The organism is Aeromonas sp. s3, from assembly GCF_040907805.1.
Lineage (GTDB): Bacteria > Pseudomonadota > Gammaproteobacteria > Enterobacterales > Aeromonadaceae > Aeromonas > Aeromonas dhakensis.
The window spans coordinates 101,461-126,981 of record NZ_JBFOCQ010000012.1 but is presented as its reverse complement, the minus strand read 5'-3'; the positions used below and the strand labels follow the sequence as shown (position 1 = coordinate 126,981).

The window sequence follows — 25,521 nt, the reverse complement described above, 5'->3', positions numbered from 1 at the left end:
ATGCCAAGTGTAAAGTGTTCCGTTGCTGATGTAGCTAAAAAACCGCCCGAAGGCGGTTTTTTTCCAGTACACGACAGGAGCTGGCGCTTATTTTCCCTGTTGGGATTTGAGCAGATCGCGGATCTCGGTCAGCAGCTCCTGATCCTTGGTGGGGCCGGCCGGTGCCGCGGCTTCCTCTTCCTGCTTCTTCTTCAGGGTGTTGATCGCCTTGAGCCCCATGAAGATGGCGAAGGAGATGATCAGGAAGTCGATGATGGTCTGGATGAACTTGCCGTAGGCGATGACCACGGCCGGCGCACTGCCCTCGGCGGCCTTCAGGGTCACGGCGAGGTCGCTGAAGTCCACGCCCCCCAGGATCAGGCCGATGGGCGGCATGATCACATCACCGACGAAGGAGGAGACGATCTTGCCGAAGGCGGCCCCGATGATGATACCGACCGCCATGTCGATGACGTTGCCTCTGGATGCAAAGGCCTTGAACTCTTGAATCAGACTCATTTTCCCCTCCAAAAATGGGCTAGCAGCGGCCTGAGCCGCCCTGGTGTTTGAATAATAAAGCATCAGGAAAACAGAGGATGACCGTCGTGTTTCCTGTCGTCCCGGTTAGCTTGCTGGGGCTTTGCCCGATTGGCAACCTGTCAGATCGGGATTTTTTTGCGACCCTTCTATTAACCAATCAGTAATCAAGCAGTTGAGGCGAGCATATTTGCTGAGTAACCTTGTGAGTCCATTCGTTCATGCCAAGTGAGTAAAAAAGTGCACTATTTACTGCTGGGAATGATGCTGCTGGGCTCTTTTGCCGTCAGCGCGGGGATGGATCCCCAACTGTTGAAACAGACCATAGAGCGGCGGCTCGGGGTGCAGGTCTATCTGGTGGACGAGACGCCGGTCTCCGGCCTCTATCTGCTTGGCACCGCGCAGGGGCCCCTCTATACCGATGCCAGGGGCGACCATGTGCTGCTGGGTACCATGCTGGATCTGGCCCACGACATGAAGAACCTCACCATGCTGGGCCAGCGTCAACAGCGGCAGCTGGCCCTAGCCCAGATCGGCGAGCGGCGGATGCAGCTCAAGGCCGTGCCCGAGCGCCACCGCCTCACCCTGTTTACCGATCTCGCCTGCCGCGGCTGTCGCACCACCCTGGATGAGCTGCCCGCCTTGCAGGCGAGGGGGGTGAGTGTGCAACTGCTGCCGGTGCTCGGCCCCTTTGCCGAACTGGCCGAGGCGCAGGCGCGCTGGTGCGATCCCGGGCTGCTTCGTGAACTCGAACTCAGTGATCGTTTGCCTGAGAGCGGCTGTAATGAGATCCTTGCCCATCATATCGGCCTGAGCCAGTGGCTCGGGATCAAGGCGCTGCCGAGCTGGGTCCTGCCAAATGGCGACCTGCTGCGCGGTTATCAGAGCCCTGAACAACTGCTCAAGATACTGGATCACATCGATGCCCCTGCTAATCCGTCGTCGTCCGCGCGTGGATGATTCCCATCTGCCCGCCACCCTTCATCCCTTGCTGCGGCAAATCTTCGCCAGCCGTGGAGTCGAAGACCCTGCCCTGCTGGAGCGCAGCGCCAATCAGCTGCTGCCACCCCAGCGCCTGTTCGGCATGGCGCAGGCGGTGCCCCTGCTGGCCGAGGCGCTGACGGCGCAAAAGCGCATTCTCATCGTCGGTGACTTCGACTGTGACGGCGCCACCAGCTCGGCCCTGTGCGTGCTGGCCCTGCGCGCCATGGGTGGCCGCCACATCGATTTTCTGGTGCCCAACCGCTTCGAGTTCGGGTATGGCCTCACCCCCGAGATCGTCGAGCTGGCGGTGGCCCGCGGCGCCGAATTCCTCATCACGGTGGACAACGGCATCTCCAGCATCGCCGGGGTGGCGGCAGCCAAGGCGGCCGGCATGCAGGTACTGGTTACCGATCACCATTTGCCGGGCCAGGAGCTGCCTGACGCCGACGCGATAGTGAACCCCAACCAGCATGGCTGCGACTTCCCCTCCAAGTCGTTGGCCGGGGTCGGGGTCGCCTTCTACCTGATGGCGGCCCTCAACACCCATCTGCGCCAGAGCGGCTGGTATGAGCGCCAGGGGCTGCGCGCCCCCAATGTGGCGGATTACCTGGATCTGGTGGCCCTTGGCACGGTGGCCGACGTGGTGGCGCTCGATGGCAACAACCGCATCCTGGTCCATCAGGGCCTGCAGCGGATCCGGGCCGGCCGCTGCCGCCCCGGCATCCAGGCGCTGGTGGACGTGTCCGGTCGCGACGGTCGTCGCCTGTGCGCCGCCGATCTCGGCTTTGCGCTGGGGCCGCGCCTCAACGCGGTGGGCCGGCTCGACGACATGTCCCTCGGGGTCGCCTGTCTGCTGAGTGACGACCTCAACCTGGCGCGCCAGCTAGCATCCGAGATGGACAGCCTCAACCAGGAGCGCAAGGAGATCGAGCAGGGGATGCAGCAGGATGCGCTGGCCACCCTGGAGCAGATCCGGTTTCGTGACGGCGAGGTGCCCTCCGGTATCGTGCTGCACCGGGATGAGTGGCATCAGGGAGTGGTGGGGCTGGTGGCCTCCAAGGTGAAGGAGAAGTACTACCGCCCGGTCATCGCGTTTGCCGAGAGCAGCGAGACCGAGCTCAAGGGCTCCGGGCGCTCCATCCCCGGGGTGCACCTGCGCGATGCGCTGGAACTGCTCGACACCCGTCACCCCGGCCTGATGGGCAAGTTTGGCGGTCATGCCATGGCGGCGGGGCTGACCCTGCCCAAGGCCAATATCGAGGCCTTCGGTCGCGCCTTCGAGGCGGTCATCGGCGAGCTGGTGACCCCTGAGATCTTGACCGGGGTGCTGCTCACCGACGGCGAACTGCTGCCGGACGAGCTCACCCTCGAGCTGGCGGAGCTTATTCGTGCCTCCGGCCCCTGGGGTCAGGCCTTCCCCGAGCCGCTGTTCGACGGCGAGTTCGTGCTGGTGCAGCAGCGGCTGGTGGGGGAGAAGCACCTCAAGATGATGCTGACCACGGATTCCGGCCACGCGGTGGATGCCATCGCCTTCGGGGTCGACTTGCAGCGCTGGCCCGATGCCTCGGTCAAACGGGTGCGGCTGGTCTACCGGCTCGACGTCAACGAGTGGCGCGGCAACCGCAGCGTGCAACTGCTGGTGGAGCATCTGGAAGCCGCCGGCCTCTGATCCGTGAGTCTCTCTTGCTGCCGATGACGGCCACCTCAGGGTGGCCGTTTTTTTATGGTATGAACCCGGATTTTGCCGTTGACCCGTCTATTGCTTCACAGTTTAAGCTTCCCTTCATCGGGTCACGGACCCCATTGCGAGTCGCTGTCATGAAAATATCCGAACTGGCCAGGCGCTGCGGCCTGGCCCGCTCCACCCTGCTCTATTACGAGAAGTTGGGGGTGATTGCGGGCACAAGGGGCGCCAACGGTTATCGCCACTACGACGATGAAGATCTGCAGCGGTTGCGGATGGTGCAGGCCCTGCAGGCCGGCGGGCTCAGCCTCAAGCAGTGCCTCGCCTGTCTGGCGGGGGAGCTGGAGCAGGCAACGCTGCAGACCCGGGTCAGGGAGCTGGATGAGGAGCTGGCGCGGATGCAACGCGCCAGGGATCTGCTGGCGGATCTCGCCGGTTTGCGTGCGGACTCCGGCGACGAGTTCAAGGCCTGGCAGCGGCAATTGCAGCATCAAGCCCCGCAGGCCTACTTTACCTGGATGATGAAGCAGGGATTCAGTGAAAAAGAGCGTTATCACCTGCAGTGGCTCAGCAAAGACATGAATGAACATGAGCGCTATATCCGCGATTTCAAGCTGCTGCTGGATGGCATGAGTTATTGGGGGCCGGGGGATTGCGCCTTCACTCAGCAGCAGTTTGCCGCGCTGCCCATGGCACCTCGCCGGATCCTCGACATGGGCTGCGGGCGCGGCGCCGCCACCCTGGCGCTGGCACAGGTGACGGATGCCGCCATCGTGGCCATTGACCTCGACGAGGAGGCGCTGGCCGCCGTGGCCAGATCGGTCAGCGCGGCTGGCTTTGAGCAGGTCACCACCCTGTGCGCCAACATGGCGGCGCTGCCGGTGGAGCTGGCCCCCGCCGACCTTATCTGGGCCGAAGGGAGCGCCTACACCATAGGGGTGGCCAATGCGCTCAAAGCCTGGCGGGCGCACCTTGCCGGCCCTGATGCCTGTATCGTGCTGAGCGACCTGGTATGGCTGACGGACACGCCGCCAGAGGAGGCGCTGGCGTTCTGGCAACGGGATTATCCCGCCATGCAGACCCTGGCTGGCCTGCTCAAGGCGGTGCAGGAGGCGGGGTATCGCTGCCTGTGGCACACCGAGTTGCCGCAAAGGGCCTGGCACAACTATCTGGATCCCATCGAGCGCAATCTGGCGCGCCATCGCGCCGAGCTGGGGGATAGCCCAGCCTGGCAGGATCTGAGCCGGGAAGTGGCCATCCACCGCCAATACCTGGGCTGCTACGGCTATGTGATCTGCTGCCTGCAGGCAGTCTGATCAAACCAACCATTGAAAGAGAGCAAACGGAGAAACCCTTATGAACATCCTCATTCGACCGGAAACGGGAGCCGATCACGACGCCATTGAAGCGGTGACCGTGGACGCATTCCTCAAGGCCCCCCATACCGATCACAACGAGCAGCTGATCGTGCGCGCATTGCGCCAGGCCGGGGCACTCAGTCTGTCGCTGGTGGCGGAGCAGGAGGGGCGAGTGGTCGGCCACCTCTGCTTCTTGCCGGTGACCATCAGCGATGGCAGCCCGCACTGGTATGGCCTTGGCCCCATTTCCGTCTCCCCCGAGCTGCACGGCAAGGGGCTGGGATCACGGCTGATGGAGGCGGGTCTGGCCGAGCTCAAGGGGATGGGGGCGGCCGGCTGCGTGGTGCTGGGGGATCCCGGCTTCTACGGCCGTTTCGGCTTCGTGTCCGAGCCGGGGTTGACGTTGCCCGGCGTGCCGGCCGAGTACTTCATGGCCCGCTCGTTCGGCGCCGCCATGCCCAGTGGTGAAGTGCGCTACCATCAGGCCTTTGAGCAGGGGTGAGTCCTCACCATGAGAGCAGGCGTCATGGCGCTTGCTCTCATGGTGGTTTTTAATTGCTGGATTTTTTGATAATCAGGGTTTTTAGCATCGATTAAAGCTGATTTCCCATATGGTAAATTCAATAAATCGAGGAATTGTGATAAATTCGCCCCTCTTGTTCCTCTTTGTTTGAACCGGATGCATCCCTTGCTGCCCCCTGGCCGACTGTCGACCTGGTCGATGGCCCTCGCCATCGCCTGCCTTCTCTGGCTTGCCGCCTCTGGCGCGGCAGGGGTCGTTGCAACCCCGGGGCCGGCAACGGGAGGGCAGGAGGGCTCGATGCAGCTGCACGAGCCGGCCCAGCGGGGGCTGCTCGACAGCGCCAGCCTGCCGCCTGCCTCCCAGTGGCGCCTCGGCTTCGAGCAGGGGCGGCGACTGGAAGGGGCCGCTCATGCCGAGCTCTACCAGATGCTGCTGGCCTGGTTCCAGCACGAGATCCTCGGCCTGCTCTGTGGCCTGCTGTTCTTCCTGCCCCTCATCTACCTCAGGCAGCTGGCCGACCACTTCGGCTATCTGCATCGGCGGCTGCGATGCTGCCACCATCTGCAATTTCGGTTCTGTCACAGCGACTAGAGGCCGGCTGTATGCCGTGCGCCCGTTCGATCCGATCCTGATCCCAGCCACAGAGTACTGCCTGCGGGCCAGGCTCCGATCCGGCGCCTCTTGCTCCGCCTTCGTGCCCGCTTGCGCGCAGGGAGGCGGCTCCCGTTCGTACCCGTTGTGAGCCGACCCGATGGACTATTACGTAAACCTCTTCATTCAATCGATCTTTGTCGAAAACCTGGCGCTGGCCTTCTTCCTTGGCATGTGCACCTTCCTGGCCGTTTCCAAGAACATCAACACCGCCTTCGGCCTTGGCCTGACGGTGCTGGTGGTCATGGTGATCGCCATTCCTCTCAACAACCTGATCTACCGCCATATCCTGCGCCCGGAGAGCACCTTTCTCGGCGAGTTTGATCTGAGCTTTCTCGATTTCATCGTCTACATCGGGGTGCTGGCGGCGCTGGTGCAGGTGATGGAGATGGTGCTGGACAAGCACTTTCCGGCGCTTTATCACGCGCTGGGCATCTATCTGCCGCTGCTGACGGTGCACTGCGCCATCTTCGGCGGGGTGATGTTCATGGCGCAGCGGGACTACGACTTCATCGAATCCGTGGTGTATGGAGCGGGCTCAGGCCTGGGCTGGCTGCTGGCCATCGTCGCCATCGCCGGCCTGCGCCAGAAGATGAAATATGCGGATGTGCCAGAGGGGTTGAGGGGGATTGGCATCACCTTCATCGTGGCCGGGCTGATGTCGCTCGGCTTCATGTCCTTCTCCGGCATGTCGTTCTAGCCGGGTCGAAGACAACAACGGCCACCCTGGTGGCCGTTGTTGTCTGCCTCAGCCCTCCGCCAGCATGGCGAGCAGCCGGTCGCGCACCAGCGGCAGGGTCAGAAAGCCGTCCCGGTCTAGGAAGTGGCCGCCATGCTCCAGGCTGTAGAGCGGCGCAGCCAGCTGTTCGCTCAGGTGCTGGCTGTAGGGATAGGGCACGATGGCATCGTCGCGGGAGGCGATCACCACCCGGCGGGGGGCCAGTGCCATGATGTGGGCCGGGTCATAATCCGGAGTCATGAAGGGATCCAGCTCCGGCAGGGTGTGCAGCGGCTGATCGAAACCGGAGACCAGCAGGATCCCCCCCACCTGGCTGCCGGCGGGCAGCCGGTCGAGCTGGCGCAGTATGGTGATGCAGCCGAGGCTGTGACCGAGCAGGAAGGTGCGCTCGTCGAGATCCCGCACCAGGCTGTCCATGGCCGCGTCCCAGGTGGCGGGCTTTGGGTGGTGTGGGTCAGGCATGGCCAGCACCTCGACTCGGACATCCCGGGCCTCGAGCTCGGCCTTGAGCCAGGGAAACCAGTGAGCGTCGGGGGAGGCGGTATAACCGTGCACGATGAAGAGGCGGGTTTGAGACATGACATATCCTGGGCGGTTGACGATAACGGCGGCCACATCATAACAGCGGTCAAGGCCTCTCGACATGCCCGTTTCGGGGGCGCCAACCAGCAGGATGTGCTTTGCGACTTGCATAAAAAAGAGCGCCATAAGGCGCTCTTTTGCTGTCGGCGGGCAGAGGCTTATTTGACCTCTTCCCCCTTGGCTTGCAGATCCGCGTGGTAGGAGGATCGCACAAAGGGGCCGCAGGCGGCGTGGCTGAAGCCGAGCTCCATGGCCACGTCTTTGAGCTCATCGAACTCTGCGGGCGGCACGTAGCGCTTCACCGGCAGGTGGTGGCGGCTCGGCTGCAGGTACTGACCCAGGGTCAGCATGTTGACGCCGTGCTCGCGCAGGTCCTTGAGCACCTGGACTATCTCTTCATTGGTTTCGCCCAGCCCCATCATGACGCCGGATTTGGTCGGCACATGGGGGTGCATCTCCTTGATGCGGCGCAGCAGCTCCAGCGACCACTTGTAGTCGGCACCCGGGCGGGCGACCCGGTACATGCGCGGGGCGGTTTCCAGGTTGTGGTTGAAGACGTCAGGCGGGGTCTCGCGGAACACCTCCAGTGCCTGCTCCATCCGGCCGCGGAAGTCCGGGGTCAGGATCTCGATGCGGGTCTGCGGGCTGTGCTCGCGGATCTGCTTGATGCAGTCGGCGAAGTGCTGGGCACCGCCGTCGCGCAGATCGTCGCGGTCCACCGAGGTGATCACCACGTATTTCAGCCCCATCTCCTTGATGGTCAGCGCCAGCTTCTTCGGCTCTTCCGGGTCGAGCGCCAGCGGGCGGCCGTGGGCCACGTCGCAGAAGGGGCAACGACGGGTGCAGATGGCGCCCATGATCATGAAGGTGGCGGTGCCGTGGTTGAAGCACTCCGCCAGGTTGGGGCAGGAGGCTTCCTCACACACCGAGTGCAGCTTGTTCTTGCGCAGGGTGCTCTTGATGTGCTCGATCTTCTGGCTCGACGGTGGCAGCTTGATCCGCATCCAGTCAGGCTTGCGCAGCACTTCCTCGTTGGGATCCGGCATGAATTTCACCGGGATCAGGGCCATCTTGTCGCCATCGCGCAGCTTGACGCCCGGCTCCATACGAACGGGTTTGCTCATGATTCACTCTCGGTGTTTGTTATTGTTTGATAACCAATCAGGCGGGCCAGTTCGGCCACCAGGATGGATTGCGCCTCGGCCACGCTCTGCGGGCCGCCCAGGGCGCTGGTCTGGGTCATGGCCATGCCCGCATAGCCGCACGGGTTGATGCGCAGGAAGGGGGTCATGTCCATGTTGATGTTGAGGGCCAGCCCGTGGAACGAGCAGCCCTTGCGAATGCGCAGGCCAAGGGAGGCCAGTTTGGCCTCCATGCCGAGCTCGTTCTTCACGTAGACCCCGGGGGCATCGGCCTTGGCATAGGCGCTGATGTCGCTGTTGGCCAGGGTATTGATGATGGCGGTCTCGAGGCAGGTCACCAGCTCGCGTACCGTCAGCTTGCTGCGGCGCACGTCCACCAGCACGTAGAGCACCAGCTGGCCCGGGCCGTGATAGGTCACCTGACCGCCGCGATCGCTCTGCACCACCGGGATGTCGCCGGGGGCGAGCAGGTGTTCGGCCTTGCCGGCCTGCCCCTGGGTGTAGACGGGGTCATGCTCCACCACCCAGAACTCGTCCGGGGTGTCGGGGGTGCGGCTGTCGGTGAAGGCCTTCATGGCATCCCATACCGGCTGGTAGGGACGACGGCCCAGCTGTCTCACCAGCAGCTGGCTGGCGGACTGTGATGACTCGGCGGGAGTTTGGGGTGACATCTTTCCTCACTGACAGGCGCTTGGGTCGGCCGGCACGGCGCTGGTCGCCGGCGGCAAATAATCAGTCGCCCCGGTGGCGGGGCGAAAGAGGCGACTTACAGGACGTAGCGAACCAGTTCTATGTTGCCGAGGGCGGTATACATGGCTTCGATATGTTCCTTGCTCTGGGCAGTCACAGTGACCCGGACCGAGTGGTAGTTGCCCTTGGAGCTGGGCTGGACGGTCGGGCTGTAGGTGCCGGGGGCGTGCTGCTGCAGCACTTCCACCACCATGTCCGGCAGGGCCGGGTCGGCAACGCCGAGCACCTTGAACGGGAACTTGCAGGGGAACTCCAGCAGTTCATCAAACTTGGTATTCATTTACTCACCTTTTGCGGTCGTCGCGAGACGACTTTCTTGCTTGTGGCTAATGGCCGTTGGCCCCTCGGGGCCGCCATGCTCCCGTCTGTGCGGGGCACTGCTCAAGTGTATATGGGCATTGCCCGGGCCGGGATCAAGGCCGGACCGGCAGACAAGGGATGGAGGTGCTGCTTTTTACCACAAATCGTCAGTCGGCGGAACCTGCAGTTTACAGGGTTATTGACTGGCCCGACCCCAAAAAGACAGCAGCGGCGCCTGTTGGCGCCGCTGTTTGGTCGGGATCCTGCGTGCGGATTACTTGAACCAGCTGGAAACCAGCATCACCAGGTAGTCCCACAGACGGCTCATCAGGCCACCCTCTTGCACCTCTTCCAGGGCGACCAGCGGTACCTGCTTGATCTCCTTGTCCCCTTGCTTGAGGAACACGGTGCCGACCCGTTGACCCTTGGCCAGCGGTGCCTTCAGTTCGCTTTCGAGCTGGAAGTCCGCCTTGAGGTTGTTGCCCTGACCACGGGTAACCAGCACGGAGACGTCCTTGTCGACGCCCAGTTTCACTTCCGGCTTGTCGCCCATCCAGATCTTCTGGGTCACCAGCTCGGTGCCGCCCTTGTAGGGGGTCAGGCTCTGGAAGAAGCGGAAACCGTAGGTGAGCAGCTTCTTGCTCTCGGCGGCGCGGGAGGCCTCGCTGCTGGCGCCCAGTACCACGGCGATCAGACGCATACCTTCGTTGTTGGTGGCGGAGGAGACTAGATTGTAGCCGACCTGGCTGACGTGGCCGGTCTTGATGCCGTCAACCTGCAGGGACTGATCCCACAGCAGGCGGTTGCGGTTGTGCTGGGTGATGCCGTTGAACACAAAGGATTTCTGGGCGTAGATCTTGTACTCCTCCGGCAGGTCGCGGATCAGGGCCTGGCCCAGGCGCGCCATGTCGTGAGCGGTACTGTAGTGACCTTCCGCATCCAGACCGTGCGGGTTCATGAAGTGGCTGTCGTTCATGCCGAGCTTGGCGGCCCAGCTGTTCATCAGGCTGGCGAAGGAGTCGGTGCTGCCCGCCAGGAATTCGGCCATGGCGACGCAGGCGTCGTTGCCGGACTGGATGATGATGCCCTTGTTCAGGTCATCGACGGAGACCTGCTTGCCCACCTCGATGAACATCTTGGAGGAGTCGGAGTAGTTCTTGGACCAGGCGTTCTGGCTGATGGTCACCATGTCGGTGCGCTTGATGTTCCCCTTCAGCAGCTCCTGGCCGATGATGTAGGAGGTCATCATCTTGGTCAGACTGGCGGGCGGCAGACGCTCTTCGGCGTTCTGCTCGGCCAGTACCTGACCGGAGTAGTAGTCGATCAGGATGTGGGCCTTGGCGGAGATCTCCGGCGCGGCCGGAACCACCACGGGGTTGGCGTTCGGCGTCGGTACAGGCGTGTTGGCCTGGGCGGTGGCGCTTATCAGGGAGGCCAGAATAACTGAACGGGCAAATTTGGACATCTTGAAATTCCTGGTGCCTGGTTGGGGTAACCCAAGTTAAAAATGCGGGCTTCACTATACCAGAAGCGACCGTCGGTCAAAGCCCGACGTGCCATCTGGTCTGGTTTTTTCTCCCTCCGTTGCCGCCATCACGCCGGGAAACGACGTGATGGCGGGCCACAGAGGGCGGTTCGGTCAGCTTGAGCTTGAGACGCTCAGGGGACGATGAAGGCTTGCTCCAGCCCCCCCTGGCGCACTTTCTCCAGGGTGGCGGCCTGCTGGTCGGCAGGCACGGGGCCGATCAGCACCCGGAAGATGGCACCATGGGCGTCCACCCGATAGGGCAGGCCGTGACGCTGGGTCATTACCTTGCCCATCGCCTCCGCCCGTGCCTGCGAGCCGCTGGCCAGCACCTGGATCATCTTGCCCTCGCCGCTGCTGGCGGGCGCCGCCGTCTTGGCCGCTGCCGGTTTGGCGGGTTTGGTGACCGGCGCCTTGACGGGGGCCGGCTCTTCTGCCGCCGGCGTGGCCATGGCCAGCTCGGTGGGCTGGCCGACGAAGCCGTCCTGAGCGACGGGGGCCGCAGCGGCCGGGGTGGTCGGCGTCATCTCGATGGGCTTCATGGGGGCCATGAGCACCATCTGATCCGGGGTGTCGTTGATGAGCTCGAGCCTTACCCGCGCCTCGCCCCCTTCCACCATCCCCAGTTGCTTGGCGGCGGCATGGGAGAGGTCGATCAGCCGATCGCTGCCGAAGGGGCCGCGATCGTTGACCCGCACTATGGTCTCCTGTCCGTTCTCCAGGTTGGTGACCCGCACATAGCTTGGCAGCGGCAGGTTGCGGTGGGCGGCGCTGAACAGCTTGCTGTCCTGCACGTCGCCGTTGGCGGTCTTCTGGCCGTCCAGATCCTGGGAGAGCCAGCTGGCGGTTCCCTCTTCGCTGTAGTGCTTGATGTCGCGCCACACCTCGTTCTTCTGCTTGCCTATCCAGTAGTCACGGTTGCCGCTGGCGCTCAGGGGCTCGGGGCGCGGGATGGCACCGGTGGCCTGCGGGATCTCGATGACCTGGGGTTTTTCCGGCTGGACCGGTTCGGGAGGCGGGGGAAGCTGTTCCGGCTGGCTGCTACAGGCGGCCAGCAACAAGGTCAGGCTGAGCGGGAAAAGTTTGTGGCTGTAATGCATACGCGTCCTGGATTGCTTGACTGAGTTGATGCACCGCCATCGCATAGAGCGGGCTGCGGTTATAGCGGGTGATCACGTAAAAATTGTGGCGCGCGACCCAGTATTCCGGTCCATCGGCCTGTTCCAATGCCAGCAGTTTCACCGGCGTGTCGGGTGCCAGCGGGGTGGCGAGTTCAATGCCCGCGGCGGCCAGCTCGGCCCAGGTCTGGGTCAGCTCGGGGGCAGGCCCCAGCAGGGTACCCACTGGCGCCAGTCCGATCAAGGCGGGTTCGACCGCCGACTCCCCCCAGCGCCACTGATGCTCGGCAAAATAGTTGGCGACGCTGCCGATGGCATCCACCGGATTGGCGAACAGATCGCGCTTGCCGTCACTGTCGAAGTCGACCGCGTAGTGGCGATAGCTGGAGGGCATGAACTGACCCATCCCCATGGCGCCGGCATAGGAGCCCTTGAGAAGGGTGAGTGGCCACTTCTCTTCCCGGGCAAGCAGCACCAGCTGGGCAAACTCCTTGGCGAAGAAGTCGGCCCGCTCGGGGTAGTGGAAGCCCAGGGTGTAGAGGCTGTCGAGCACCGGATGACGGCCCATCTGGCGGCCGTAGAAGGTCTCGATGCCGATGATGGCGACGATGAGGGAGGCCGGCACCTGATAGGTCTGCTCGGCCCGCGCCAGGGTGGCGGCGTGGCGTTGCCAGAAGCTGACCCCGTCCCGGATCCGCTCCGGGGTGATGAACAGCGGCCGGTAGCGATGCCAGGGTTTGGCCTCCCAGGGGCGGCTGATGGTGTCGAGCACCTCCTGGCGCAGGCTGGCCTGGGCGGCTGCGGCCTGTAGCTCGGCCAGCGGCACCTGCTGCTGCTCGGCGAGCCGGGCGAGCCCGGGGGGCTCGACGGCCGCCGCTGCGGCCTGGGCAACGAGAGAGAGCAGCAAACCGGCCAGTCGCATCAGGCCAGCAGCCTTCTGTGGGTCTGGATGGACATCAGGATGCCGAAGCCGGCCATCAGGGTCACCATGGAGGTGCCGCCGTAGCTCACCAGCGGCAGGGGGACCCCCACCACCGGCAGGATGCCGCTCACCATCCCCATGTTGACGAACACATAGACGAAGAAGGTCAGCGTCAGGGCACCGCCCAGCAGGCGCTCGAAGCTGTTCTGGGCCTGCATGGAGATAAACAGGCAGCGGCTGATGATGTAGAGGTAGATCACCAGCAGGAGGGCGACCCCCACCAGGCCAAACTCCTCGCTGAACACTGCGAAGATAAAGTCGGTGTGGCGCTCGGGCAGGAATTCGAGCTGGGACTGGGTGCCCTGCAGCCAGCCCTTGCCGAACACGCCGCCGGAGCCGATGGCGATCTTGGACTGGATGATGTGGTAGCCACGGCCGAGCGGATCCTTCTCAGGGTCTAGCAGCATCAGCACCCGCTGGCGCTGGTAGTCGTGCATCAGGAAGAACCAGAGCACCGGCATGAAGGCGCAGATGAGCAGCACCGCGAGGCCGATGAGCCACCAGCTGATCCCCGCCAGAAAGATCACGAAGAAGCCGGAGGCGGCTACCAGGATGGAGGTGCCAAGGTCGGGCTGGGCCGCGATCAGCAGAGTGGGCAGCAGCACCATGATGAGGCTCAGCACCAGGTGGCTGAACTTGGGCGGCAGCGAATGGCGGCTGAGCCAGGCGGCCACCATGATAGGCATGGAGAGCTTCATCACCTCGGAGGGCTGGAACTTCATGAAGCCGAGGTCCAGCCAGCGCTGGGCACCCTTGCCGATGTGGCCGAACACGTCCACCGCGATGAGCAGCAGCACCACCACTGCAAACAGGGGCACCGACCAGCGGGCATAGAGGGAGGGTGGCAGCTGGGCCATGCCGATCATCAGGGCGAACGCCAGTCCGCCACGCACCAGCTGGCGCACGATGGAGTCGACATCCTGACCGGAGGCGGAGTAGAGCACCACCATGGAGAGGGACATCAGGGTCAGCAGGCCGAGCAGCAGCGGCAAGTCGATATGCAGCTTGTACCAGATGCTCTGCTGGCGAGCGGAGTTACTCATGAGGAGCGACCTCTTCAGATTGGGGCTTCTTGGCCGGCGCCGGCGGCAGCTGGGGCTCCGGCGGCAGCAGATAGGCATCCAGCATGTTGCGGGCGACGGGTGCCGCCATGGCGCTGCCACCACCGGCGTTCTCCAGCACCAGGGCGACTACCGCCTTGGGTGCTTCGAACGGTGCAAACGAGACGAACAGGGCGTTGTCGCGATGCTCCACCTTGGTGGTGGCCGCGTTGTAGACCTGGTTCTCCTTGAGGCCCACCACCTGGGCGGTGCCGGACTTGCCCGCCGCCTTGTAGGGGGTGTTGGCAAAGGCGCGTCGACCGGTCCCTTCGTGGCCGTTGATGACCCGCCACATGCCGTCCTTGGCCACCTGCCAGTAGCTGTCGCTCTTGGTCTGGATGGCCATGTTCGGGTTGATGGGGGCGTTGACCACGCCATCGATGGAGGCGGTGCTCTTGAGCAGGTGCGGCGTCACGTCGTGGCCGTTCTGGGTCAGGATGCTGATGGCCTTGGCCAGCTGGATCGGGGTGGCGCTCCAGTAGCCCTGGCCGATACCGATGGAGATGGTGTCACCCTGATACCAGGGCTGGCGCCAGCGGGCCATCTTCCAGTCGCGGGACGGCATGACCCCCTTGGTCTCTTCGTAGATGTCGACACCACTGTACTGACCGAAGCCGAACCTGGTCATGTAGCTGTTGATCTTGTCGATGCCGACCCGGTAGGCGAGATCGTAGAAGTAGGTATCCGCCGACACCTCGATGGCGCGATAGACGTCGAGCCAGCCGTGGCCCCAGCGGCGCCAGTCGCGAAACTTCTTGGTGGTGCCGGGGATGGAGAAGCTGGGGCCGCCAAAGTAGCGGTAGTTGGGGGTGATGGCCCCCTCGTTGAGCCCCATCACCGCCATCATGGGCTTGACGGTGGAGGCGGGGGCGTAGATGCCCTGGGTGGTGCGGTTCACCAGCGGCCGGGCCGGATCGTTGAGCAGCGCCGAGTAGTTGGCGCTGGAGATGCCGGTCACGAACAGGTTGGGGTCATAGCTCGGGCTCGACTCCATGGCCAGGAGGGCACCGGTATTGGGATCCATCATCACGATGGCGCCGCGGCGGCCGGCCAGCAGCTGCTGGGCCTTGAGCTGCAGGCGGATGTCGATGTTGAGGTAGATGTCCTTGCCAGGCTCGGGCGGCTGGAATTTCAGGGTGCGCACCACCCGGCCGCGGTTGTTTACCTCGACCTCCTGGTAGCCCGCCACGCCGTGCAGCTGATCCTCGTAGTACTTCTCCACCCCCTGCTTGCCGATATCCTTGGTGGCGGCATAGTTGGCGAGCTTGTCCTCCTTGTCGAGGCGCTCCACGTCGCGGGTGTTGATCTTGGCCACGTAACCCAGCGCATGGGTCAGGGTGTCGCCAAACGGGTAGTAGCGCTTGAGGTAGGCCTCGATGCTGGCACCCGGGTAGTTGTGCTGGTTGACCGAGAAGAGAGCAACCTGATACTCGGTCAGCTTCTCGTACAGGGCGACCGGCTTGAAGCGGCGCTGGCGTTTGACCTCCGCCAGGAACTTCTCCTTGGTCCCCTCCGGCAGCTTCAGCAGGGCGATCAGCTCGTCGGCGGTCTTCTCCAGATCCTTGGTCTCTTCCGGCACGATCTCGAGGCTGTAGACCGGGCGGTTTTCCGCCAGCAGCACGCCGTTGGTGTCATAGATGAGGCCGCGCGGCGGCGCCACCGGCACGACGCGGATGCGGTTGTCGTTGGAACGGGTCTGGTAGGTGTCGTAAGACTCTACTTGCAGGTAGTAGAGATTGCCCAGCAGCACCAGCATCAGCACTATCATGCCAACGTAGGCGACCAGGGTTCGTCGGAAGAAGAGGCGACCCTCGGCGCTGTGGTCGCGCATTTCGATGCGAGTCTTCAGCATGCCGCTACCTTATGACTGTCGAGCAGGTGAGAAACGGGGTGCAGATGTGCATGCTCACGCTCTGTGATTCGGGTTTGAGAGGGGAATGCTTGGATGGTGCATGGCTCACTCTCTGTGATACGGGTATGTGAGGGTGATGCTGGAATAGCGCATGGTTCACTCTCTGTGATACGGATGATTGGTTGTGATGCTCCAGGCGCGATAGAGGCTCTCGGCCACCAGCACCCGCACCAGCGGATGGGGCAGGGTCAGCGGCGACAGCGACCAGCTCTGCTCGGCGGCAGCCTTGCACTCGGGGGAGAGCCCTTCCGGGCCACCCACCAGCAGGGCCACGTCGCGGCCATCGAGCTTCCAGGCTTCCAGTTGCACGGCCAGCTGCTCGGTAGTCCAGGGTTTGCCGGGGATGTCCAGGGTCACGATGCGCGAGCGGCCGGCGGCAGCCAGCATGGCTTCCCCCTCTTTTTGCAGAATGCGGGGAATGTCGGCATTTTTACCACGTTTTCCGGCGCCGATCTCGACAAGTTCGAATGGCATGTCTTTGGGGAAACGGCGGCGATACTCTTCGAAGCCATGCTCTACCCAGGCGGGCATCTTGGTGCCCACCGCAATCAACTGGATTTTCATCGGTCGTTACACTTGTGCTCGTTTATTGCGCATTCACCTGAGCGGTGTTGCTCCAGAGTTTTTCCAGCTGATAGAAATCGCGATGCTCATCCTGCATCACGTGGACGATGACGGAGCCCAGATCCACCAGCACCCACTCGCCGGTGAGCTGGCCTTCCACGCTCAGCAGATCGAGCCCGGCATGGCGAGCTTCGCTGGCCAGATGGTGGGCGATGGCGCTGACGTGACGGCTGGAGTTGCCGGAGCAGATGATCATGGTGTCGGTGATGCTGGATTTGCCGCGCACATCGAGGGTGATGATGTCGCGGCCTTTCATGTCATCGATCTTGTCGACGATAAAGGCATGCAGTTCTTGGCCTTGCAATGAGTCTCTCCTGTATTCCGGCGCGCTTTCACGGCGTGAGGGCGGCGGATTATATCATGGTCACTCCCGTTTCCCAGTCCGGTGAAGGGGAGTGGAACAGGGGCCGTGCCCGCTCGGAAAACGGCCCCCTGTTGATCACTATAGTGCGCGATCCGCGTCGGACAACCACCCCGGCAAACCGGGTTCAGGCCGGTCGATAGAGCCCTTGCTGGCGGATGTACTCCGCCACCGATGGCGGCAGCAGATAGCGGGGATCCGCCCCCGCCGCCAAGCGCTCTCTGAGCCGGGTGGCCGACAGCTCGACGGGCAGGTTGTCCGCCAGCCAGATGCGGCCGTGGCGCCGCCGGTGCAGCTCCGCCACTTCGCGGGTCTGGTGGCGGGCCAGCAGCGCGACCACGTCGGCCGGGTAATCCGGCTGCCAGCCGGGACGGGTGCTCACCACCAGGTGGGCGTAATCGAGCAGCTCCTGCCAGCGGTGCCAGCTCGGCAGGCTCAGCAGGGAGTCCATCCCCATCAGAAAGCAGAGCGGGGTGTCCGGCAGCTCGCTCCTCAGCTCGATGAGGGTGTCGATGGTCCAGGAGGGGGTATCGCGCTTGAGCTCCCGCTCATCCACCACGAAGCCCGGGTTTTCCGCCGCCGCCAGGGCAACCATGGCCAGACGCTGCTCGCTCGAGCAGAAGGGGCTGGCGCGGTGGGGCGGGATATGGTTCGGCAACAGGCGCACTTCGGCCAGACCAATGGCGTCGCGGGCCTCGATGGCCGGGCGCAGATGGCCGATGTGGATGGGATCGAACGTCCCCCCCAGAATGCCGATGGGCGGCTGCAGCATGGGTTCCCCTCCGGTGATGGCCGGGATGTCGACGGGCTGGCTCATGCGTCAGATCCCGCCAGCGGCAAGGGGGTGCCATCGCGAAAACCGAGGGCGATGGTCTGCAGCATCAGCCAGGCCTGCTCGGTATCGAAGCGACGCTGGGCGTCGTCGAGGCGGGCCATCAGCTGCCACAACTGCTGCAGCTTGGCGAAGGGGAGCCGGGTCAGCGCCTGCTGAATAAGCTGCTGGCGGCTCTGCCAGATGCGCAATCGGGAGAAGTGCTCCACCAGCGGCTGACCGGCGCGGGCCGCCAGCGCCAGCTCGGTGAGCTGCTCCAGCTCGCGGCACAGGGTCCAGGCCAGCATGCCGGGCTCTGTGCCTTCGGCGCGCAGGGCCAGCAGGATGCGCTGGGCCCGGTTCACCTTCCCTTCCAGCAGGGTGTCGATGAGCTGGAACGGGGTGAAGTGGGCGTGGCGGATGATGGTCTCCTGCAGATAGGCGACGCTGATGGGCTGGGGCGGCGAGAGCAGGGTCAGCTTCTCTATCTCCTGGCTGGCGGCCAGCAGGTTGCCCTCGTAGGAGTGGCACATGAAGTTGACCGCATCCGGCAGCGCCTTGAGGCCGAAGCGCTGGAAGCGGGCGCTCATCCAGCGCGGAAAGAAGCGGGGCTCGGGGTGGTTGACCGGCACATAGGTGCCGCTCTGGCTCAGCTTGTCGAACCAGGCTGCCTTCATCTGGGTCTGGTTGAGACGATTGCCGCTCAGTACCAGCAGCAGGTCGGGGTGCAGCTGCTTGCCGATCTCGCTGATGCGGGCGGCCAACTCCTTGTCGACCTTGGCCGGCAGCTCCAGCTCGATGATCTGGCGGGCCGAGAAGAGGCTCATGGCCTGGCAGGCATCGTAGACCTGATTCCAGTCCAGCCCCTGTTCCACCACGAAGCTGTGGCGCTCATCGAAGCCCTGTTTGCGCGCCACCTGGCGCACGGCGTCGATCGCTTCCAGCTTGAGCAGGGGCTCGTCCCCAAAAATGAGATAGCAGGGCTTGAGCCCTGCCTTGAGATGATCCGCAAACTGCTCGGGATAGACTCTCATCAACACACTCTCATCAGGATGGGCGCATCAGAATTTGACCTGACTGAGCTGGCGGATCACCAGGTTGGCGGCCTGCTCCTGCATCTCCTTGCCGAGCTGCTCCTGCTCGCGGGAGGAGGCGAGCGCCGCGTCCGGCTTGTTCAGGAAGCTGCGGTTGAAGGCGATGGGGAAGACCTGGGTCGGTTTGCCCGGCATGGAGACGGTGAACTGGGTGTTGTAGCCCAGCACGTACTCACGGGCCTGGCCGATGGAGTCGACGGAGGCGACCTGACTGGTGCTGCCGACGCCGGACAGGGTCAGCACCGGAATGCCCTCCTTGTCGGCGAGTTCGACGCCAGCGGCCTTGAGGCGGGTGGTGACCAGCCGGTAGAAGTCGCTCTTGTTGTCACCGACCACCTTCATGGTCATCAACTCGGGCGGGATGGCGGTGCCGCGCATCTGGAAGCCGCAAGCCTGCAGCAGCAGACCGGTCAGCAGGATGGCCATCCAGCGGGTGAGGGTGGTGCCCATAGAAAATCCTCTTTGCATGAAGTGAAGAGCGGCGGGCGCAGGGCCCGCCGTTATCATCCGTTTGCTGTGACCGCTTGGCAACCGCTCCGTTGGCGACGCAGTTGCGTCGACCCGAACCGGTCCCCGGTTGCCAGTAAGCAATATGGCATCAGTTGGCTACGATGTTGAGCAGCTTGCCCGGCACGTAGATCACCTTGCGCACGGTCAGGCCGTCGGTGAACTTCTGTACCGAGGCATCGGCCATGGCCAGCTTCTCGACGTCGGCCTGGCTTATCTCGGCCGGCACGGTCAGCTTGCCGCGCATCTTGCCGTTGATCTGCACCACTACCAGCTTCTCGGTCTCGACCATGGCGGCCTCGTCGGCCACCGGCCAGGCCGCGTGATCGATGTCGTCGCCCTTGCCCAGCATCTTCCACAGCTCGAAGCCGATGTGTGGGGTGATGGGGTAGAGCATGACCACCACCGCTTCCAGTGCTTCCTGCATCAGGGCGCGATCCTGAGCGTCGCTGCCCAGCTTGGCCAGGTTGTTCATCAGCTCCATGATGGCGGCGATGGCGGTGTTGAAGGTCTGACGGCGACCCACGTCGTCGCTCACCTTGGCGATGGTCTTGTGCAGCTCGCGGCGCACGGCTTTCTGGTCGCTGGTGAGGGCGGCCAGATCCAGCGCGGCAACGGCGCCACCGGAGACGTGCTCGAAGGTGATGCGCCACAGGCGGCGCAGGAAGCGCTGGGCACCTTCTACGCCGGAGTCGGACCACTCCAGGGTCATCTCGGCCGGGGAGGCGAACATCATGAACAGACGGACGGTATCGGCGCCGTAACGCTCCACCATCAGCTGCGGGTCGATGCCGTTGTTCTTGGACTTGGACATCTTGGTCATGCCGGAGTGCATCACTTCACGGCCTTCGAGGTCGACCGCCTTGGTGATGCGACCCTTGTCGTCGCGCTCAACCTTGACGTCGAGCGGGCTGACCCAGACGTTACCGCCCTTCTCGTCCTTGTAGTAGAAGGCGTCAGCCAGCACCATGCCCTGGCAGAGCAGGCGCTTGAACGGCTCGTCGCTGTTCACCAGGCCCGCATCACGCAGCAGCTTGTGGAAGAAGCGGGCGTAGAGCAGGTGCATACAGGCGTGCTCGATGCCGCCGATGTACTGATCCACCGGCAGCCAGTGGTTGGCAGCAGCCGGATCCAGCATGCCCTTGTCGTAGTCCGGGGAGCAGTAGCGGGCGTAGTACCAAGAGGACTCCATGAAGGTGTCGAAGGTATCGGTCTCGCGGAACGCTTCCTGGCCGTTGTAGGTGGTCTTGGCCCACTCGGCATCGGCCTTGATCGGGCTCTGGATGCCATCCATCACCACGTCTTCCGGCAGCAGCACCGGCAGCTGATCTTCCGGGGTCGGCACGACGGTGCCGTCGGCCAGGGTCAGCATCGGGATGGGGGCGCCCCAGTAGCGCTGACGGGAGACACCCCAGTCGCGCAGACGGTAGTTGACGGTGCGCTTGCCGTGGCCCAGCGTTTCCAGCTTGTTGGCGATGGCATCGAAAGCGCCCTGGAAGTCGAGACCGTCGAACTCGCCGGAGTTGAACAGCACGCCCTTCTCGGCGTAGGCGGCTTCGAGCACGTTCGGCGCTTCACCGTCGGCCTGCTTGATGACCGGCTTGATCTCGAGGCCGTACTTGGTGGCGAATTCGTGGTCACGCAGGTCGTGACCCGGTACTGCCATCACGGCGCCGGTGCCGTAGTTCATCAGCACGAAGTTGGCGACCCAGACCGGCACCTTGCGGCCATCCAGCGGGTGAATGGCGTAGAGGCCGGTGGCCATGCCCTTTTTCTCCATGGTGGCGAGCTCGGCTTCGGCCACCTTGGTGTTCTTGCACTCTTCGATAAAGGCGGCCAGCTCCGGATTGCTTTCGGCAGCCTGCAGCGCCAGCGGGTGGCCGGCGGCGATGCCGACATAGGTCACGCCCATGAAGGTGTCCGGACGGGTGGTGTAGACCTCGAGATGCTCAGTCTGACCCTCGATGGCGAAGCTGATGTTGACCCCTTCGGAGCGGCCAATCCAGTTGCGCTGCATGGTCTTGACCATCTCAGGCCAGCCTTCGAGGTTGTCGATGTCGTTGAGCAGCTCTTCGGCGTAGTCGGTGATCTTGATGAACCACTGGGGGATCTCTTTCTGCTCCACCGGGGTGTCACAGCGCCAGCAGCAGTTGTCGACAACCTGCTCGTTGGCCAGCACCGTCATGTCGTTCGGGCACCAGTTGACGGAGGAGGTCTTCTTGTAGACCAGACCCTTCTCGTAGAGCTTGGTGAAGAACCACTGCTCCCAGCGGTAGTAGTCCGGCTTGCAGGTAGCCAGCTCGCGATCCCAGTCATAACCCAGACCCAGCATCTTCAGCTGGTTCTTCATGTATTCGATGTTTTCGTAGGTCCAGGGGGCCGGCGCCGTGTTGTTCTTGATGGCGGCGTTTTCTGCCGGCAGGCCGAAGGCGTCCCAACCGATGGGTTGCAGCACGTTCTTGCCATTGAGGCGTTGATAACGGGAGATCACATCACCTATGGTGTAGTTGCGAACGTGCCCCATGTGTAGACGACCAGACGGATAGGGGAACATGGAGAGGCAGTAGAACTTTTCCTTGTCTACTTTCTCCACCGCCTTGAAGGTTTTCTTGGCATCCCAGTGCTTTTGCACTGCTGGTTCTATGGATTGGGGAACGTATTGCTCTTGCATTGGTGACATCCGGATCTGTGAAATGGATAGATAAATCAGCTGGGAAATCGCAATAGAATACCCATATCCTGCGGCGGCAACAACCGCCAGCGTCCCTCGGGCCTTAAGCCGGGCTCGATCAGGGTTCAGTAGAGGAGTAACGGCCATGGACAAACGTCAAAAAGGGTACGAAGCCTTCATTGCCGAACTGCAGAAGCAGTGGCAAGAGACAGAACAGTTCCAGGGGGAGCGCCTCAACCGGATGATCGCCAAGGTACAGGCCTATCTGGAGGCGGCCGGGGATCTGACCCAGGACGAGCTGGCGCTGATCGCCGAGTATGTGAAGCGGGATCTGGGCAACTATGACGAGGGGCGCAAGGATGAGCAGGTGGAGGAGTCCGCCTTCATGCTGGCGCTCAAAGACACCGCCTGGTCCTGGCTGGCGGACGTGACCGACCGCACCCAGGTGGAGTGGCAGGAGCTGGCGGACGAGCTGGAGCACAAGGGGGTCTACCGCGCCGGTGACTGGGTGGGGCTCGGGGTATTGGTGTGCGATCACTGCGAGTGGCGCCATACCGTGCTCCACCCGGAACAGCTAGGCACCTGCCCCGAGTGCGGGGCCGATGAATATCACCGTGAGCCGCTCTCGCCCTGAGAACCTGTCCACACTCTTACTGCGAGGCCGTGATCAAGGCTCATGTACTGCTCGCTTGTTTGTAACCGAGAGTTCTCACGTATATCTATACGCTCCGGTTCCTGCGCTGCTCTTTACCTTGCTGACGACCTCTCGTTGCAGAGCCTGAACAGGTTCTGAGCAGGTATCAGACTGAACAGAAGAGAGGCGCTCCTGGGCGCCTCTCTTGTTTATCTGCCTTGTGTTGCCTCAGCCCTTGCGCGCCCAGGGGTGGGCGCGGGGACGCAGCCACAGGGCCAGTGCCAGCAGGGCGGCGGCCAGACCGTACATGGGCCAGCTGCCAAAGCGCAGATAGGGAGTCACGCCGTGGGCGGGACGCACCTCGGTGCGCAGCACGCCAGCCTCGAACTGCGGGATCTGGGCGATGATGCTGCCGTCGATCTCGGTGACTATGGTGATGCCGGTGTTGGTGTCGCGCAGCAGCGGGCGGGCCAGCTCGAGGGCGCGCATGCGGGCGATCTCCATGTGCTGCCAGGGGCCGATGCTGGTGCCGAACCAGGCGTCGTTGGAGACGGTCAGCAGGAAGTCGGTGTCCGGCTGCACGTTGCGGCGCACCTCGTCCGGGAAGATGATCTCGTAGCAGATGGCGGCGGCAAACTTGAGCCCCTTGGCGATCAGGTTCGGCTGTACCTCGTCCCCGCGGCTGAAGGAGGACATGGGCAGGTTGAAGAAGGGAGCGATGGGGCGCAGCAGATCTTCAAACGGCACGAACTCGCCGATGGGCAGCAGGTGATATTTGTAGTAGCGGTTTTTGTGCTGGTAGTAGTAGGACTCCTTGCCCTCCGCATCCTGCACCCCCATGCCGAGCACGGTGTTGAAGAAGCGCTGCTGCTCGAGATCGTAGTGGATGATCCCCGCCAGCAGGCCGGTATCGTTCACCTTCATCGCCTTGTCCAGGCTCTCCAGGTAGTTGCCCATCTCCTTCTCGATGGCCGGGATGGCGGATTCCGGCCAGACGATGATGTCGGCATCCTGATTCTCGCGGCTCAGATCCTGATACTTGCGCACCGTCGGCACCAGGGCCTCCGGATCCCACTTGAGGGACTGCTCGATGTTGCCCTGCACCAGCGCCACCTTGACCGGTTCACCTCGGGTCACCCAGTTCAGCTGCATCAGCCCCTGGGCGGCGCCCACCAGGGCCACCGGCACCAGTAGCCAGGCCGGCTTGCGGCTCTGCCACAGCAGCCAGAGGGCGGAGGCGGTCAGCAACAGCGCGAGGGTGATGCCCTGTACGCCGAGGATGGGGGCAAAGCCCTTGAGCGGCCCGTCGATCTGGCTGTAGCCGAACCAGAGCCAGGGGAAGCCGGTCATCACCCAGCCGCGTAGCCAGTCGGCCATCAGCCAGAGCGCCGGGAAGGCGAGCAGCCAGCGGCTCCAGTGACGTTCGCGGAAGAAACGGGCAAACAGCCAGCAGGCCAGGGTCGGATAGAGCGCCAGATAGGCCGACAGCCCGGCCAGTAGCACGAAGGCGACCGGTAGGGCGATGCCGCCGAACATGGTCATGCTGACGTGGATCCACCACAGCCCCGGCAAAAACAGCCCCATGGCGTAGCCAAAGCCGCGCCAGGCCGCCTGCTTGGGAGTGGCCTTGTCCAGCAGGGCGTAGAGGCCGAGCAGGGACGGGATCACCAGCGGCCAGTAGTTGAATGGGGAGAAGGCCAGCACGGCGATGGCGCCAGAGGCCATGGCAAACAGGCTGGTCAGAAGTTTCGATTTTGCGGGCTGTAATTTCACGGGCGATGAGGCTCGGATTGGACTGCTATGGGTTGAATGGCCGGTATCTTAACCCGTAAAGGCGGTCAACGGCGAGCCTCCCGGCCGATGGCCCGAAGCGAGGGGATAAAAGGGTGATGACGGGCCCGATAGCCGGTGGGAAACAGGGGGCATGTGGTCAAACGAACAGCGCCCCGACGGGCGGGGCGCTGTTGACTCGAACCAGGGCTTATTGGGCCTCGGACTGGGCCGCGACATGGTTGTCGGGGATCTTCACCTGCAGCTGCTGCAGACGACGCTTGTCGGCATGCATCACCTTGAACAGGTAGCCGTCCAGCTCGATCTCCTCGCCCTTCTTGGGCAGGTGGCTGAAGGCGTGCATCACCAGACCGCCGACGGTATCCACCTCTTCATCGCTGAACTGGGTGCCGAAGAAGTGGTTGAAATCCTCGATCTCGGTGAGGGCGCTCACCGAGAAGACCCGTTTGCTGATGCGGCGGATCTCGTCCGGCTCGTCCTCGATGTCGTCGAATTCGTCGTCGATCTCGCCGACGATGAGCTCAAGGATGTCCTCGATGGTCACCAGACCGGAGACGCCGCCGAACTCGTCCACCACGATGGCCATGTGGTAGCGCTCTTCGCGAAACTCCTTGAGCAGCCGGTCGACCCGCTTGCTCTCGGGCACGATCACTGTGGGGCGCAGGATATTCTCCAGTTGCAGCGGCTCGCTGGCATGGTGACCGCCGAACCCGAACGGCAACAGATCCTTGGCGAGCAAGATGCCCTCCACGTGATCCTTGTCCTCATTGATCACCGGGAAGCGGGAGTGGCCCGACTCGATGATCACCGGCAGGATCTCGTCCACCGGCTGGGATTTCTCGATGGTCACCATCTGGGAGCGGGGGATCATGATGTCGCGCACGCGCAGCTCGGCAATTTCGAGCACCCCCTCGATCATGTCCTTGGTGTCCTGATCGATGAGATCGCGCTCTTCGGCGTCGGCTATCACTTCCACCAAATCGTTGCGGTCTTTTGGCTCGCCCTGGAAGAGTTGGCTGAGTTTGTCGAGCCAGGTTTTCTTCGGCGAGCCGGTACTAGGGTGATCGTCGGTCATTTTCTCTCTTGGTTACTCGTATGAACACACTTGAAATCGTTGTGGCTATATGAGGATGAGCATCGGCTGTTTCAAGGCGATGACCAT

General features: G+C 63.3%; 25 protein-coding genes. 7 read left to right on the top strand and 18 right to left on the bottom strand.

Annotated elements, in window-relative coordinates:
* Positions 1-87: 87 nt before the first annotated feature.
* Complete coding sequence (gene mscL / locus AB5Y98_RS06545; protein WP_005298202.1) at positions 88-498, bottom strand: large-conductance mechanosensitive channel protein MscL; 411 nt, start codon at positions 496-498, stop codon at positions 88-90.
* Between the two features lie 258 nt (positions 499-756).
* Here mscL and AB5Y98_RS06540 point away from each other — a divergent pair, with 258 nt between their 5' ends.
* From AB5Y98_RS06540 to nqrE, 6 genes are all read left to right on the top strand, one after another.
* A complete protein-coding gene (locus tag AB5Y98_RS06540; RefSeq protein WP_368204560.1) occupies positions 757-1,476 on the top strand; it encodes a disulfide isomerase DsbC N-terminal domain-containing protein in 720 nt (239 codons plus the stop codon).
* Positions 1,439-3,169 (top strand): single-stranded-DNA-specific exonuclease RecJ, encoded by a 1,731-nt coding sequence (recJ, locus tag AB5Y98_RS06535; RefSeq protein WP_368231561.1) that lies wholly within the window; start codon positions 1,439-1,441, stop codon positions 3,167-3,169. Before AB5Y98_RS06540 ends, recJ begins: the two co-directional genes overlap by 38 nt.
* A 149-nt stretch (positions 3,170-3,318) precedes the next feature.
* Positions 3,319-4,500 (top strand): MerR family transcriptional regulator, encoded by a 1,182-nt coding sequence (locus tag AB5Y98_RS06530; RefSeq protein ID WP_368231560.1) that lies wholly within the window; start codon positions 3,319-3,321, stop codon positions 4,498-4,500.
* Between the two features lie 40 nt (positions 4,501-4,540).
* Positions 4,541-5,044: a GNAT family N-acetyltransferase gene (locus AB5Y98_RS06525; protein WP_368231559.1), complete on the top strand. Its 504-nt coding sequence runs from the start codon at positions 4,541-4,543 to the stop codon at positions 5,042-5,044.
* A 318-nt stretch (positions 5,045-5,362) separates the two neighbouring features.
* Positions 5,363-5,656 carry a hypothetical protein gene (locus AB5Y98_RS06520; protein WP_082033526.1) on the top strand — a complete coding sequence of 98 codons (294 nt, stop codon included), beginning with the start codon at positions 5,363-5,365 and terminating at the stop codon, positions 5,654-5,656.
* A 160-nt stretch (positions 5,657-5,816) separates the two neighbouring features.
* Entirely contained in the window at positions 5,817-6,416 is a 600-nt protein-coding gene (gene nqrE / locus AB5Y98_RS06515; protein ID WP_043170220.1) for an NADH:ubiquinone reductase (Na(+)-transporting) subunit E, read from the top strand.
* A 48-nt stretch (positions 6,417-6,464) separates the two neighbouring features.
* On the opposite strand, the gene AB5Y98_RS06510 is transcribed toward nqrE, so the two are convergent.
* From AB5Y98_RS06510 to leuS, 15 genes are all read right to left on the bottom strand, one after another.
* Positions 6,465-7,034 (bottom strand): RBBP9/YdeN family alpha/beta hydrolase, encoded by a 570-nt coding sequence (locus tag AB5Y98_RS06510; protein ID WP_368231558.1) that lies wholly within the window; start codon positions 7,032-7,034, stop codon positions 6,465-6,467.
* 161 nt (positions 7,035-7,195) lie between these two features.
* Positions 7,196-8,161 carry a lipoyl synthase gene (gene lipA, locus AB5Y98_RS06505; protein WP_005298218.1) on the bottom strand — a complete coding sequence of 322 codons (966 nt, stop codon included), beginning with the start codon at positions 8,159-8,161 and terminating at the stop codon, positions 7,196-7,198.
* Complete coding sequence (lipB, locus tag AB5Y98_RS06500; protein WP_005298220.1) at positions 8,158-8,850, bottom strand: lipoyl(octanoyl) transferase LipB; 693 nt, start codon at positions 8,848-8,850, stop codon at positions 8,158-8,160. Before lipB ends, lipA begins: the two co-directional genes overlap by 4 nt.
* A 95-nt stretch (positions 8,851-8,945) precedes the next feature.
* Positions 8,946-9,209, bottom strand: a complete 264-nt coding sequence (gene ybeD / locus AB5Y98_RS06495; RefSeq protein ID WP_005298227.1) for a DUF493 family protein YbeD — start codon at positions 9,207-9,209, stop codon at positions 8,946-8,948.
* Positions 9,210-9,503: 294 nt separating this feature from the next.
* Positions 9,504-10,694 carry a serine hydrolase gene (locus AB5Y98_RS06490; RefSeq protein WP_368231557.1) on the bottom strand — a complete coding sequence of 397 codons (1,191 nt, stop codon included), beginning with the start codon at positions 10,692-10,694 and terminating at the stop codon, positions 9,504-9,506.
* A gap of 194 nt (positions 10,695-10,888) precedes the next feature.
* Positions 10,889-11,854, bottom strand: a complete 966-nt coding sequence (locus AB5Y98_RS06485; protein WP_368231556.1) for a septal ring lytic transglycosylase RlpA family protein — start codon at positions 11,852-11,854, stop codon at positions 10,889-10,891.
* A complete protein-coding gene (mltB, locus tag AB5Y98_RS06480; RefSeq protein ID WP_368231555.1) occupies positions 11,796-12,794 on the bottom strand; it encodes a lytic murein transglycosylase B in 999 nt (332 codons plus the stop codon). Before mltB ends, AB5Y98_RS06485 begins: the two co-directional genes overlap by 59 nt.
* Positions 12,794-13,897 (bottom strand): rod shape-determining protein RodA, encoded by a 1,104-nt coding sequence (rodA, locus tag AB5Y98_RS06475; RefSeq protein WP_005298235.1) that lies wholly within the window; start codon positions 13,895-13,897, stop codon positions 12,794-12,796. Before rodA ends, mltB begins: the two co-directional genes overlap by 1 nt.
* On the bottom strand, positions 13,890-15,806 hold the full coding sequence (mrdA, locus tag AB5Y98_RS06470; RefSeq protein ID WP_095592194.1) for a penicillin-binding protein 2: 1,917 nt from the start codon (positions 15,804-15,806) through the stop codon (positions 13,890-13,892). Before mrdA ends, rodA begins: the two co-directional genes overlap by 8 nt.
* A gap of 156 nt (positions 15,807-15,962) precedes the next feature.
* Positions 15,963-16,430: a 23S rRNA (pseudouridine(1915)-N(3))-methyltransferase RlmH gene (gene rlmH, locus AB5Y98_RS06465; RefSeq protein ID WP_005298242.1), complete on the bottom strand. Its 468-nt coding sequence runs from the start codon at positions 16,428-16,430 to the stop codon at positions 15,963-15,965.
* 22 nt (positions 16,431-16,452) lie between these two features.
* The gene (rsfS, locus tag AB5Y98_RS06460; protein ID WP_005298244.1) at positions 16,453-16,794 is read right to left on the bottom strand and encodes a ribosome silencing factor; all 342 of its coding nucleotides are present in this window, start codon (positions 16,792-16,794) and stop codon (positions 16,453-16,455) included.
* Positions 16,795-16,978: 184 nt separating this feature from the next.
* Positions 16,979-17,623, bottom strand: a complete 645-nt coding sequence (nadD, locus tag AB5Y98_RS06455; RefSeq protein WP_368231590.1) for a nicotinate-nucleotide adenylyltransferase — start codon at positions 17,621-17,623, stop codon at positions 16,979-16,981.
* Positions 17,624-17,664: 41 nt separating this feature from the next.
* Positions 17,665-18,696, bottom strand: a complete 1,032-nt coding sequence (gene holA / locus AB5Y98_RS06450) for a DNA polymerase III subunit delta (RefSeq protein ID WP_095592195.1) — start codon at positions 18,694-18,696, stop codon at positions 17,665-17,667.
* A gap of 27 nt (positions 18,697-18,723) precedes the next feature.
* Entirely contained in the window at positions 18,724-19,206 is a 483-nt protein-coding gene (lptE, locus tag AB5Y98_RS06445; RefSeq protein ID WP_005298250.1) for an LPS assembly lipoprotein LptE, read from the bottom strand.
* Positions 19,207-19,354: 148 nt separating this feature from the next.
* The gene (gene leuS, locus AB5Y98_RS06440; protein ID WP_368231554.1) at positions 19,355-21,934 is read right to left on the bottom strand and encodes a leucine--tRNA ligase; all 2,580 of its coding nucleotides are present in this window, start codon (positions 21,932-21,934) and stop codon (positions 19,355-19,357) included.
* A gap of 145 nt (positions 21,935-22,079) precedes the next feature.
* On the opposite strand from leuS, the gene AB5Y98_RS06435 reads away from it, so the two are divergent.
* On the top strand, positions 22,080-22,568 hold the full coding sequence (locus AB5Y98_RS06435) for a zinc ribbon-containing protein (RefSeq protein ID WP_005298255.1): 489 nt from the start codon (positions 22,080-22,082) through the stop codon (positions 22,566-22,568).
* A gap of 228 nt (positions 22,569-22,796) precedes the next feature.
* On the opposite strand, the gene lnt is transcribed toward AB5Y98_RS06435, so the two are convergent.
* Positions 22,797-24,341, bottom strand: coding sequence for an apolipoprotein N-acyltransferase (gene lnt, locus AB5Y98_RS06430; protein ID WP_017764959.1), 1,545 nt, complete (start codon positions 24,339-24,341; stop codon positions 22,797-22,799).
* Positions 24,342-24,549: 208 nt separating this feature from the next.
* Positions 24,550-25,434 carry a CNNM family magnesium/cobalt transport protein CorC gene (corC, locus tag AB5Y98_RS06425; protein ID WP_368231553.1) on the bottom strand — a complete coding sequence of 295 codons (885 nt, stop codon included), beginning with the start codon at positions 25,432-25,434 and terminating at the stop codon, positions 24,550-24,552.
* Positions 25,435-25,521: the final 87 nt, after the last annotated feature.